At 70.0% G+C, this 13,125-nt stretch carries 4 protein-coding genes and 1 pseudogene; 3 read left to right on the top strand and 2 right to left on the bottom strand.

What is annotated here, in order from left to right:
- The coding region (locus B100_RS0133060; protein WP_051490124.1) for a ricin-type beta-trefoil lectin domain protein at positions 1–6,500 on the bottom strand (6,500 nt) is incomplete at its 3' end.
- A gap of 514 nt (positions 6,501–7,014) precedes the next feature.
- On the opposite strand from B100_RS0133060, the gene B100_RS0133055 reads away from it, so the two are divergent.
- Positions 7,015–10,185 (top strand): FG-GAP-like repeat-containing protein, encoded by a 3,171-nt coding sequence (locus tag B100_RS0133055; protein ID WP_024888618.1) that lies wholly within the window; start codon positions 7,015–7,017, stop codon positions 10,183–10,185.
- Positions 10,186–10,286: 101 nt separating this feature from the next.
- Entirely contained in the window at positions 10,287–11,240 is a 954-nt protein-coding gene (gene era / locus B100_RS0133050) for a GTPase Era (RefSeq protein WP_024888617.1), read from the top strand.
- Here the strand turns inward: era and B100_RS0133045 are convergent.
- Positions 11,237–12,562 carry a GH1 family beta-glucosidase gene (locus tag B100_RS0133045; RefSeq protein WP_024888616.1) on the bottom strand — a complete coding sequence of 442 codons (1,326 nt, stop codon included), beginning with the start codon at positions 12,560–12,562 and terminating at the stop codon, positions 11,237–11,239. The two genes, era and B100_RS0133045, sit on opposite strands and share 4 nt — an antisense overlap.
- A gap of 75 nt (positions 12,563–12,637) precedes the next feature.
- Here B100_RS0133045 and B100_RS34700 point away from each other — a divergent pair.
- Positions 12,638–13,125: pseudogene (locus B100_RS34700) on the top strand (RHS repeat-associated core domain-containing protein); the annotation flags it as partial.

The raw sequence follows: 13,125 nt of genomic DNA, 5'->3' as shown, positions 1-13,125 counted from the left end.
ACGCCGGGGATCTTGCCCGCCTTGAACCACGGGATCGCGCCCAGGACCATGCCGGCGCACGACCACATGTCACCGCCGAAGCAGGCCATCGCGTCGTTGATGCCGATGAAGTCCTTCAGCGTGGACCACGCCGCGCCCAGGATCACCGAGGACAGCGACTTGCCCATGGTGGACTGCGCCTGCGCGACCTGCGCCGCGGACAGACCCGCTCCCGCCAGGGCCGCGGCCCGCTCCGAGGCGGTCAGGGAGATGGCCAGACCCGTCGGGTCGGACATCGTCACCGGGTTGTTGTGCGCGTAGGCGTACCCGTTCGACTGCAGCAGATCGTTCAGGTCCAGCACCGGGTCGGCCGACAGGAAACGCCCCACCACCGGGTCGTACAGACGCGCCCCCAACGGCTGATAGCCCGAGGAATCGTCACGCGTGGCACCCAGGAACCCGGTATGGGCTTGCAGGTTGGCACCGGTCTCACCCGCACCCCGCTGGTTGCCGAACGGGTCCTGCTTACGGACCCGCACCGACATGGTGCCGCCGAGCACCACCTCCGCATACGTGCTGCCCTGATGGTCGCCGGCCAGGGCGACCAACTGATCGGAACCGTTGCCGTAGGCGTACCGCATGACCGCGCCACCCGGTGCGGAGTAGGTCCGCTGGGTGTTGACCAGGACGCCGCCGCGCTGGACGGTGACCTCGGCCTCACCCAGGTGCAGGGTGGCCTGCTTGCCCTTGATGGTCAGCAGCTGCGCGCCGTCGGGACCGTAGATGTAGCGGGTGTCGTTCTGCGGCGACCACTGCTGCTCGGGCTTGCTCGCGTCACAGGTGGCGAGGACCACCGGGGTGGCGCTGGCGGAGTTGGCGCCCTGGACCGCCAGGCACAGGCCGGAGGCGGCGTGGATGAGCTGGGCGGAGGCGTTCCGCTTCAGCTCCTGTGCCGAAGAGCCGTCGCACTTCTGCAGTTGGACCGCCGCGCCGGCCGTGTTCGAGGCGGGCTGCACGCACCAGTTGTCGTAGACGGTCAGCGTGCCCCGGTCGGGGTCGGTCTGCGCCGCTCCCGGAGCGACGGCGAACCGCCAGCTCTGCGCCACGGAGGTGTTGCAGCTGTACAGCTGGATCGGCTGGCCCGCGACGGCGTGGCCGCTCTTCAGGTCCAGGCACTTGTCCGCAAGTCCGACGTACGGGGTCTTGCCGCCCGTGCCCTGCCCCTTGATGCGGTCGATCTTGCCGTCGTAGGTCCAGCTCAGCTCCTGCTTGTCGCCGTTCTGGACGGACGTGACGGACCTGGTCTCGCCGGTCAGCTCGTACAGCCGCTCGGCCTCGGCCTTGACCTGGGCGCCCTCCGGCGTGGTGTAGGTCTTCGACACCTTGGTCAGTGTGTGCGGCTGGGTGCCGTCGGCCTTGCCGTAGGAGTACGTGGTCGTCGCGTCCTTGGCGGTGGTGCCGGCCAGGTCCTTCTCGGTGAGCTTGGTGCGGTTGCCGAGCAGGTCGTACTCGTACTCCTGCCAGTAGCCGGAGTTGTCCTTGCCGGCCGCCACGTTCAGCGTGCCGTCGCCCGTCTTCGGGCCGGTGCAGGAGGTCTGGTCCTTGGCGGTCCAGGCCGTCTTGAGCTGGCCCAGCGGGTCGTAGGTGAAGCACTGCCGCTCGGCGATGCCGTCCGAGTGCTCGCGGATGGAGGTGACGTTGCCGGCCGGGTCGTAGGTATACGACCGCTCGGACACGAGGTGGCCGCCGACGAGCGTCTTGTCGCCGGCCTGCTCACGGTGGACGGAGTGGCTCTTCAGTTCGCCGCTGCCCTCGTCGAACGAGGCCGTGGTCCAGACCCGGTACGGGTGGGCGCCGAGCGCGGAGCGCAGCACCTGGCCGTAGGCGTCGTAGACCGTGTCGGCGCCGTACCAGTCCTTGCCGGAGACCGACAGGGGCTTGCCGTCCTTGTTGTAGCGGACGACGAGCTTCTCGGCGTCGAACCGGCCGACCGCCGGGAGCGACGCTTCCTCGAGGGCGCCGGTGTCGTCGTACGCGTAGGCGTACTTGTAGGAGGTCTTGAAGCCCCAGGTGTCGGCCAGGGACTGCGGAAGGGCCAGCGTGGTGGAGGTCGGCTGGTAGTCCTTCGTGTAGCCGTCGACGGTCTGCGTGTAGGCGGCGCCGTCGGTGTAGCGGGTGGCGGTTGCGGGCATGCCCGTGCCGCCCGGGGAGGTGTCGTAGCCGAAGGTGGCCAGCAGCTTGCCCTCGGGACCGTCGAGGCGCTGCTCGACCGGCCGGGACAGCACGTCGTAGCCGTTCCAGAGGGTGACGCCGCGGGCGTTCCTGGTGGTCAGGACCCGGTCACGGTGGTCGTACGTGGTCCGCGTGGTGCCCGCGTCCGGGTCGGTGGCGGTCACCTGCCGGCCGCGGTGGTCGTACGTCCACGTCCAGGGATGAGCGGTGTCAGCGGAGTTGACCGCCTTCACCAGCTGGCCGTGTCCGTCGTAGGTGTAACGCATCGACGTGAAGCCGCCGGGAGCTTCGGAGTTGAAGGTGTCGACCCGGGCGGTGCGGCCGAGCGCGTCGGTGTAGACGCGGTAGGAGGAGGCACCGGAAGGCTGGATCACCTTCGACCAGTCGGTGCCGTACTCGTAGCGGACGGCGCGGGCGGGGACCGGCTCGGAGCTGGACTCGCCGGTCTCAGGGTCCTCGACCTTCAGGTACGGCATCTCCTGCACGACGCGGCCGAGGCCGTCGTAGCTGTAGCGGGTGATGTTCGGGACCGTCGTGTCGGCGAGCGGGGTGAACAGTTCGCCGGTCTTGGCCTCGTGGGTGAGGTAGGCGTTGTTGGTCTGCCAGACCTCACCCGAGCTGTTGTAGAGCGTGTCGGTGATCAGGTGTCCGCCGCCGTCGGCCTCCTCCTGCGTCTGCCGCTCACGGCCGAGCCCGTCGTAGAGGACCACGGACGTCTCGACGCGGTCGTCCTTGGAACGCGTGGAGGTGGTGACGTACGGGGGTTTGCGGTCGGTGTCGTCGGGGTCGTACTTCGGGATCGTGTAGACGGCCCGGAAGTCCGGGACGGCGGAGGCGGACGGCGTACGGCCGGGGCCCCACGCCTCGACGAGCCGGCCCAGCGGGTCGTACTTCGCCTGGCTGACATGCCCGTTGGCGTCCGTCGTCTTCAGGGCCGTCGCGCGGCCGGGCTCCAGTTCCTGTGTCTGCTGGTGGCCCTTGGCGTTGGTCTCGGTGACCCTGAACACCTGGCCCGTGGCCGGGAAGTACTCGATGGTGCCCGCGTTGCCGTCGGCGTCGGTCTGCTCGACCACGCGGCCGACCGCGTCGAACTTCGAACCGCCGTCGAGCTGGAAGCCGGTGCCGGCGCCGTTCAGCGACCAGGTCTTGGTGGCCAGACCACGGGTCGCGTCACCGAGCGCGGTGCCGTAGGCGGTGTTGTCGTACGCCGTACGGGTGCCGCCGCTCAGCGTGGACAGGTCGCCGAAGTCGGCGTCCGTGCAGGTGGTGGGCGAAACCAGGGCCTGCTTGGTCAGGCCGATGAGGTTCTTGCCGGTGTGGTGCAGGTAATCCAGCTTGGTGCAGGACTCGTCGCCCGACCGGCCGGTGTCGCCGAGCGACTCCACGAGGGTGGGCAGACCGTGGGTCGCCTCGAACGTGGTCCTCGTCCGGACGACGCGCTGGGTGCGGGTGTCGTCGCCGGTGCCGGAGGACTTGGTGTACGCGATCTCCTCGGGCTCGGTGACCCGCCAGGCGATCAGGGGACTCAGCCCGTCGCCGCGGTCGCGCCGCCCCAGCTCGGTGGCGGCCGGCACGGTGACGCTGCGGGACAGCCACTCGGTGTCGGCGTCGGTGGCGCTGGTGTAGGTCAGTTCCTCGGCGATGCGCCCGGCGAACGGTTCACGGTCCTTGGCGATCTCCGCGCCGGTGATGTCCTTCACCGGCACGTCGTCGCCCATGCCCCGGAAGTAGCGGGTGACGGCCTTGGAGCGCTTGCTGCCGACGGCCGGCTCGTCCGTGCCGGTGATGACGGTGGTCTGCTCGAAGCCCGCGAACTGTGACCAGGTGCGGGTGGACTTCTTGGTGAACTCGGCCTCGGCGAGCTTCCATCCGGCGTTCTTGTACGTGTATGCGGTACGGGTGGAGAAGGCGCCGTCGACGTTGGGCAGTTCCTCGATGGACTCCACGACGTACTTGTGGAACCAGTCGATGTCCTCGACCTCGGGGTCGGGGTGCCAGAACTGCGGGTAGCACAACCGTGTGTTGGCCTTCAGCGCGGCGGTGTCCTTCTTGCCGGGGAGTCCGGTGCCGGTGGCGCAGTCGCCCGTGGGGGCCTTGTAGGTGACGACGGTCTCGCCGCCGTACTCGTTGATGACGCGCGCGACGCGCAGACGGGAGAAGCCGGGACGCGGATCGTCGGGACGCATGACCCGGTTGGGCATGTCGTCCATGTTCGGCTCGAAGCGCACCGCGTTCAGGGTGACGCTCTCGTCGTTGGAGCCGTTGCGGGCGTACCCGGTGCGCTGGATCGACTCCAGCCACAGGGCGGTGTTGGGGCCGGTGCGCAGGACGGGGAAGCTCTGCTTCAGCGTGTACCGGTCCACCACCTGGCGGGCGTCGGTGTCGGTACGCCGCTGGGCGGAGGTCTGGATCTCGGTGAGGAGCTTGCGGGACCAGAACGTGGGTCCGGCGTTCCAGCACTTCTTTCCGGCCTCGCACCGCAGGTCGGCCGGAGTGTCGTACCAGAGGCGGTACTTGCCGGGGTCCTTGTCGGTGAAGTTCTCCTCGGAGCAGGTCAGCGAGCCCTCGGCGAAGCAGCGGTCCTCGACCTTGAAGTTGACGCGCGCCGGGGCGGGCGCGGAGAAGATGCTGTCCTTGCGCTGGCCGTAGTCGATGCGGGTCAGGTAGCCGTCGCGGTCGTAGACGACGGGGGACTTGAAGTTGAAGTTGCGGGCGTAGTGGTTCTGGTCGCTCTTCCACCACAGGGACATGGCGTTGCCGTGGACGTCCTCGACGTAGTCGAGGTTCCATCGCCATGCCTGCGTGCACCAGGAACCGGCCCAGTCACCGGCCTTGTAGCAGTCCTCACCCGGGTGGTTGCCGTACACCGGGACGGTCAGCACCGAGTCGGTGACCGGCTTGCCCTGCGTGTGACCCGGCAGCTTGTTCAGCCCGAAGTGGTAGCGGGTGCCGTCGCGGGTGGTGACGATCCAGTACTCGCCATTCCTGGCGCGGTTCTGGGTGGCGGGGTCCTCGATGCGCTCGATCTTGGAGCCGTCACCGTTGGCGGTGAACCATGTGCCCTGGTCCTTGTCCCACACCAGCTCGGTGGTCATGCCGCCGAGCGACAGAGTGGCGTTCTCGGAGCCCCAGCACAAGTCCGCTGTGCGATGGGTGGCGTTGTTCGACCCGGCCTTCTTGGAGTCCTGACGGCAGTTGGCGTAGGTGCGGGTGATGGAGCCGGGGTTGTAGTCCCAGCCGTCGCCGATCCATGACGCCTGGTTGTTGGTGGCGGAGGTGCGTCCGTCGACGGTCTGCGAGGAGTAGCTGAGGGCGATCCGCGGCATGGGGCCGCCCGGGGTCTCCGGGACCGGTACCTGGTAGGCGTAGGTGAAGGCGCCCGAGGAGGCGCCCGCCGACCAGGAACCCGCGGACAGCAGCGGGGTCGCCGTGAAGTCACCGGCGGCCGAGGCTCCGGTGTCCATGGCGCCGATGACCCGGGAGCCGGCGGAGTCGGCCGCCTGCACGACGTTGGTGCGGGCGGAGGCGGTACGGGCCGAGCCGCCGGACGCGGTCGTGGGACTGCCGGCCGTGCCGTCGAGCAGTTCGGCGACCGGGACGGAACCGGTCACGATCGTGTGGGTGGTGGCGTTCTTGGGCGCCTCGGCGTCGGTGGGCGCCTCCTTCGCGGGGACCCTCTCCACCGTGCTGCGCAGCTGCTCGGGGCCCTCCGCGTCGGTCCGGGCCGACATTGTCTGCGTCCCGCTGTCATCCGCGCACTCGCCCTCGTCCGGGGTGAGGACGCAGTCGGGCAGGAGCACCAGGCCGAAGCGGTCGGCCGCCTGAGGGCCGTAGAGGTCCGCGAAGGAGGTGGTGTCGACCGCGATCGCGATCTGCGCCTCCGGGTCGGCCGTGGCCGGCGGGGTGACCTCCATGATGAGGCCCGCGACGCCGGCCTCCTGGGACACGGACGGTCCCGCCAGGTCGACCGTCCACTCACCGGCGATCGCGGCGGGGTCGGTGCCGTCGGGCACTCCGAGCGCCACGGGCAGGCCGTTGGTGGCAGGGACGGTGCTGCCCGGCTCGGCGTCCTCGGCCAGGGTCGCCGTGCCGGTGTCCCCCTGCCAGGGGGTCACCGCGGTCGGCTCGTAGGGGTCGACGGGGACCTCGGGAGCGGTGGTGAGGTTCTTCTCGGCCTCTTCGTCACCGTCGACCGGGGTGATCTCCGGCAGTTCCGGGAGGTCGACCGATCCGCGGTCCATGCCCGGGCCGGGGACGGCCCATGCCTCCGCGCTGAGGCTGGTGACCATCAGCGCCGAGGACAACAAGAGGACGGTCGCCGCGCGGCCTTGCCGGCGACGCCGTCGCTGTGACTCCGTCGAGGCCGGGCGTCTGCGCCACGGCCAGGACAGGGGACCTTGAGCACGCATGCGCGTCGACTCCCACCCAGGCGATACGAATGTGTCCGCACCCTCCGTCATGGGCCCCTCACGCATCAACAGCGACCCCGTCGCGCTGCGTCAATTGCTGTGATCCGCACCACGGTTGATCTGGTGTCAGACCCTGCCCAACTGCGAGCTCCGGGCGAATCTCCAGGGACCCACACGCATCGGCGCACAAGCGGTGATCAAATGCCGCACTTCTGACCTGACGTCAGTCGATCTCGCACAGTCACAGAAAGGTCATCACGAAGTCATAACTTCTTCACAGGTGGACGTTCTGTGCACATCGTGTGATCGTTTGCGCGCCCGTGCCCCGTGACCTGCGTCCCGGGGCTGTCCGTGCTGCCCTGTCCGCCTGGTCCACACGGGAGTGACCGCCGCCGTGTCCGCGCCGCATCGCCTCCTCAGCCCGTTCGTGCGCACGCGCACCCGGCTGAGCCTCACCCTCGGCCTCGTCCTGGCCGCCCTGACCGCCGCCCTCCTGCCGTGGTGGCTCCCCGACGACACGCCGGCGCCCCGCGCGGAGGGCACGACGGACGCGAAGCCGGCAGCCACCGGCCCCCGCGACGAGGCCGCCGCTTCCGCCGAGGCGCGCAGCAGCCGCAAACCCGTCCTCGTCGACACGGCGACCACCGCCACCTCGCAGACCTGGGCGCTGCCGGATGGCAAACTGCGCACCGACATGACCGCGTTCCCCAAGCGGGCGAAGAACGCCGAGGGACAGTGGGCGCCGGTCGACAACCGGCTCCGGCGCACCGGCGGCGGCCTGGGCGTCCGCCCGGTCAACCCCCCGGTGCCGGTGCGCTTCTCCAGCGGCACACCGGGCGGGAAGGACCGCGCTGACCGCTCCTACACCCGCCTGCCGATGGCCGACGGGACCGGAGCCGGGGAAACGGTCCTGGCCGAGACGGTCCTCGACGGGCACACCGTCTCCTACACCTGGCCGGGCGTTCTGCCCGAGCCGGTGCTCGACGGGCCCCGGGCGCTGTATCCGGAGGTGCTCCCGGGCGTCGACCTGCTGCTGGTCGCGCGCGAGGAGGGCGGCTTCGCCCAACTGCTGATCGTCAAGACGCGCGAGGCCGCACAGAACGAGGTGCTGGCCAAGGTGTCGTACGGCCTGCGGTCGGAGACTGCCACGTTCCACTACAGCGACGGCTCCAGCCACGTCTCGATCCTCGACGGGGCGGGCCGCGAGGTGGGCGCCGTACCCACGCCGTTCGGCTGGGACTCCTCCGGCCGCGACCCCGAGGCCGAGCCCGGCGAGGCGCCGCGCACCTCTGTCGCCACGTCGGCCGACGTGTTGAAACTGTCCGGCCTCAGCGGCATCGAGCCGGGCGCGCGCCAGGACCGGATGCCGATGCGGCTCCTGGGCGACGGCACCGGCGAGGCCCGCATCGATCTGGGGCTGGGGAGGACCGGGCTGCTGACCGACGCGGACTCCCGCTTCCCGGTGTTCGTCGACCCCACCATCAACCCGCGGTGGAAGGCCTGGACGGTGGCGTACAAGCCGTACCCGAACAGCAGCTTCTGGAACGGCACCAACTTCAGCTCCGGCACCTCCGACGCCCGTGTCGGCCACGAGGACGACACGAACGGCACCGCCCGATCCTTCTGGCGCATGGAGTTCGACAGCAGTCTGAAGGGCACGACGGTCTCCGACGCGAAGTTCAAGGTGCTCAACAACCACTCCTGGTCCTGCACCAAACGGCAGTTCCAGTTCTGGCTGACCGGGGCGATCTCCTCGGGCACGACGTGGAACAAGCAGCCGGCCTGGAGCAGCAAGGTCGATGAACTCTCCTTCGCACACGGCTACTCCAGTTCCTGCCCCGACGACTACGAGCGCTTCGACGTGACGGCGGCCGCCCAGAAGGGCGCGAACGCCGGCTGGTCCACGATCACCTTCGGCATGCGCGCCACCAGCGAGTCCGACACCCAGACCTGGCGCAAGTTCAGGGCGAACTCCGCCACGCTGAGCGTGACCCACAACCGCAAGCCGAACGAGCCGACCGGCGGCAAGTCCACGCCCGGCGGCGCCTGCAAGCCCGGCCCCGGCGCGGGCGTGACCATCGGCAAGACGAACATCACCCTGTCGGCGAACGCGAAGGACGCCGACGGCAACCTGCGTGAGCTGCAGTTCCGCTTCTGGAAGGTGGGCGGGACGGTACCGGCCGCCAAGATCACCAAGCCGAACTCCAGCGGCACCGCCACGGTGCAGATCCCCGTCACCTTCCCCTTGGAGGACAAGGCGACCTACTCGTGGGACGTACGCGCCGTGGACACCGAGAACGCGGCGTCCTCCTATTACCCGCCGGGCAGTGAACCCTGCCGGATCACCATCGACGCCACCGCCCCGCCGCAGCCCGAGATCGAGAGCGAGGACTTCCCCGAGGCCACGTCCGACGGCCTGACCTGGGCGAAGGCCCCCTTCGGCACCAGCGGGAAGGTGACCCTCGCCTCGTCGGGCGCGACGAGGTTCCGCTACGCCATCGAGGGCCTGCAGTGGTTCGAGGCGCCGGCGTCCAGCGGCCGGGCGACCATCACCCTGGCACCCGCCCACGCGGGACCCAACTGGCTGCTGGTCCACGCCTACGACGCCACGGGCAACCAGAGCGTACGCACCGACTACGCCTTCTACGTCCCGCCCAGGGACGAGGCCGACAAGCCCTGGGACACCACGGGTGACGGCATCCCCGACCTGCTCATCGTGGACGCGGCCGGCAAACTGATGAACTGCGTCGGCAGCGAGGGCGGCGAGCTGTACGGCTGCCTCGGCGCCGCGTACACCAAGGACAGCCGGACCGGGCAGACGAAGCTGCATCCCGCGAACCACTGGTTCGACCCGTCCACCGGCAAGGCGGCACTGATCACCCACTGGGCGGACGCCTTCCCGGGCGACGGCACCACCGACCTGTTCGCGGTCACTCCGGACGGCAAGGCGTGGCTGTACCCCGGTGACGGTTACGGCAGCTTCGACGTCGGCGAGCGGATCGCGCTCCGGCTGCCGTCGAACGCCCCCGCCCCCTCGACCTGGACGCAGATCAAGACGGTCGGCGACATCACCGGCGACGGTCACCCCGACCTGGTGCTGCGGGCCGGCGCGGAGTTCTGGACGCTGTCCGGCTACACCGGAGGCACCTTCCGGGAGGCCACGCTGATGAACTCCGACGCCTGGGCCCGGCGCGAGATCGTCAACGTCGCCGACATCAACGGCGACAAGACGCCCGACCTGCTGTGGCGCAATCTGGACAACGGCAACATGTACGTCCGGCACGGACGGCCCGGGCCCGTCAGCGGCAGCGTCGACGTCGACTCGCTGAAGCTGGCCGCCAACGCGCTCAACGGCGATGTGGCCTACGGCACCAGCTGGACCGACACCAATGTCCCGACCGCCCTCGGCATCCCCGACGTCAGCGGTGATGGCATCCCGGACATCTGGGCGCGCCTGCGGACCGACGGTGCGACCCGGATCTACAACCCGTCCCGGACCAACACCGGATCCCCGGTGAAGGTGGTCCTGAGCGTGGACTGGAACCAGGTCAAGGCCTTCGGCTGACGGCCACGGCGGTGTTCCCGACAGGCCCCGGTCTCCCCCTTGCGGGGAACCGGGGCCTGTCCTGGTTAGAGGCGCTCCGGGGATCAGGGAGAATGGGCGGCATGAGTGTTCGTACCCAGTCATCCGAGCAGCCGGCCGACGCCGTCCACCGGGCCGGTTTCGCCTGCTTCGTGGGCCGTCCCAACGCGGGCAAGTCCACCCTCACGAACGCTCTGGTCGGGCAGAAGGTGGCGATCACCTCCAACCGGCCGCAAACCACCCGGCACACCGTGCGCGGCATCGTGCACCGGCCGGACGCGCAGCTCGTGCTGGTCGACACCCCCGGGCTGCACAAGCCGCGCACCCTGCTGGGAGAGCGGCTGAACGACGTCGTGCGGACCACTTGGGCCGAGGTCGACGTGATCGGGTTCTGTCTGCCCGCCGACCAGAAGATCGGCCCCGGCGACCGCTTCATCGCCAAGGAGCTCGCGGGGATCAAGAAGACGCCCAAGATCGCCATCGTCACCAAGACCGACCTCGTCGACAGCAAGGCGCTCGCCGAGCAGCTCATCGCCGTCGACCAGCTCGGCAAGGAGCTGGGCATCACCTGGCAGGAGATCGTCCCGGTGTCGGCCACCGCCGGCCAGCAGGTCGATCTCCTCGCCGACCTGCTGATCCCGCTCATGCCGGAGGGCCCCGCCCTCTACCCCGAGGGCGACCTCACCGACGAGCCCGAGCAGGTCATGGTCGCCGAGCTGATCCGCGAGGCCGCCCTGGAGGGCGTGCGTGACGAGCTGCCGCACTCCATCGCCGTCGTCGTCGAGGAGATGCTGCCGCGCGAAGACCGCCCCGCCGACAAGCCGCTGCTCGACATCCACGCCAACCTCTACATCGAGCGCTCCAGCCAGAAGGGCATCGTCATCGGCCCCAAGGGCAAGCGCCTGAAGGACGTCGGCATCAAGTCCCGCAAGCAGATCGAGGCGCTCCTCGGCACCCCTGTCTTCCTCGACCTGCACGTCAAGGTCGCCAAGGACTGGCAGCGGGACCCGAAGCAGCTGCGCCGGCTCGGCTTCTAAGCGCCCCGCCGGCACCCGTGCTGCTCCCGCAGCAGCGCGCGGTACCAGTCGTACGACGCCTTCGGCGTCCGCCGCTGCCTGTCGAAGTCCACGTGGACCAGGCCGAAGCGGCGGCCGTACCCCTCCGCCCACTCGAAGTTGTCCAGCAACGACCACACGAAGTAGCCGCGGACGTCCACCCCCGCCTCCACCGCCCGGTGCAGCGCGCGGACGTGGCCGTCCAGGTACGTGATGCGGTCGGTGTCGTCGAGGCCCTCGTACGCGCAGCCGTTCTCCGTGACGACCACCGGGGGCAGGCGGTCGCCGTAGCGACCATGGAACAGCGTGAGCAGTTCGGTCAGCGCCTCCGGGACCACCGGCCAGCCGAAGTCCGTCACCGGGTATCCCTCGATCTCCCGTACGGAGAAGGGCAGTTCGGCAGGCATCCGGACCCCGCCGAACTCGATCTCCGCTCCCTGCGGCGCACTCACCCGCGTCGGCGCGTAGTAGTTGATCCCGTACCAGTCGAGCGGCTCCGCGATGATCTTCAGGTCCGCCTCGACGTCCCCCGGCATCAGCTCCCCGACGCCCTCCGGGTAGCGACCGAGTAGCAGCGGGTCGGCGAATAGCCGGTTCAGCAGCGTGTCGTAGAAGTCAGCCGCCGCCACGTCCGCCTCGTTTTCGGAGGCCGGCCACGTCGGGCCGTGGGAGTTCGCGATGCCGATGTCCGAGGCTCCCCCCGCGCGCAGCGCCCGTACCGCCAGGCCGTGCGCCAGCAACTGGTGGTGCGCCACCGGCAGCGCGTCGAACAGCAGCCTCCGGCCCGGCGCGTGCACGCCCAGGGCGTGGCCCAGCAGCGTGTGCTCGGCAGGCTCGTTCAGCGTGATCCACTTCGTCACCCGGTCCCCGAGGCGCGCGACGACCCGCGCCACGTGCTCCGCGAACCGCTCCGCCGTGTCCCGCTCCAGCCAGTCCAGGTCCGCCGGCAGGTCCCAGTGGAACAGCGTCGGCACCGGCCGCACCCCCGCCGCCAGCAGGTCGTCGACCAGCCGGTCGTAGAAGTCGAGGCCGCCCTCCGCCCGCACCCGCGGCCAGGACACCGAGAAGCGGTACGCGTCCACGCCGAGGTCCGCGAGCAGCGCCACGTCCTCGCGGTGGCGGCGTACGTGGTCGCAGGCTACGGCCGCCGTGGACCCGTCCCGCACCCGGCCCGGCTCGGCCGTGAACACGTCCCACACGGACGCCTCGCGCGTGTCGACCGCGCCCTCGATCTGGTGCGCCGAGGTCGACACACCCCACAGGAAGCCGGCCGGGAAACGGGGGATCGGGTTCGTCGTCGCCATGGCCCGGATCATCCGCACCGACTCCCCTAGGCGTCAACGCCCTTGCCGCCGACCAGACATCACCGGGGCGTCAGCAACCAGCGGGGTGCGGACACGGTGGGCGCCAACATGCAGGCCCATACCGGGTTCCTGGGTGCCACCCGTGACGACTCCTCCGGCTACCAGCCGCTGGGGGCGCGTCTGTACGACCCGGTGGTGGGGCGTTTCCTGTCGGCCGACCCGGTGCTGGACCTGAACGACCTGCTGCAGTCCAACGGGTATGCCTACGCGCACAACAACCCGGTGACGATGTCCGACCCGACGGGTCTGGCCATCTCCCTGACCGCCTCGGAGCGGGCCGCGGCCCTGGCGGGAGCGGGTCTGTCCGCGGCGCAGGTCGCGCAGGCGCAGTCCACCATGGGCAAGTCGCTGTCCTCGGTGATCCTGGGCGCGGCGTGGTCCACGCTGAAGGACTTCATCGGCATCAACGACGCGATGGCCTGCTTCGGCGGTGACATGTGGTCGTGCGCCGGCATGGTCCTGGGCGCGATCCCGTGGTTCAAGGCGGGCAAGATCCCCGGCGT

This window comes from Streptomyces sp. CNH189 (assembly GCF_000527195.1).
This window is presented reverse-complemented; position numbering and strand designations above follow the sequence as displayed.

Bases quoted from the DNA above. Each gene is read 5' to 3' on its own strand.
- era (WP_024888617.1), top strand. From the start codon at position 10,287: ATGAGTGTTCGTACCCAGTCATCCGAGCAGCCGGCCGACGCCGTCCAC.
- B100_RS0133045 (WP_024888616.1), bottom strand. From the start codon at position 12,562: ATGGCGACGACGAACCCGATCCCCCGTTTCCCGGCCGGCTTCCTGTGG.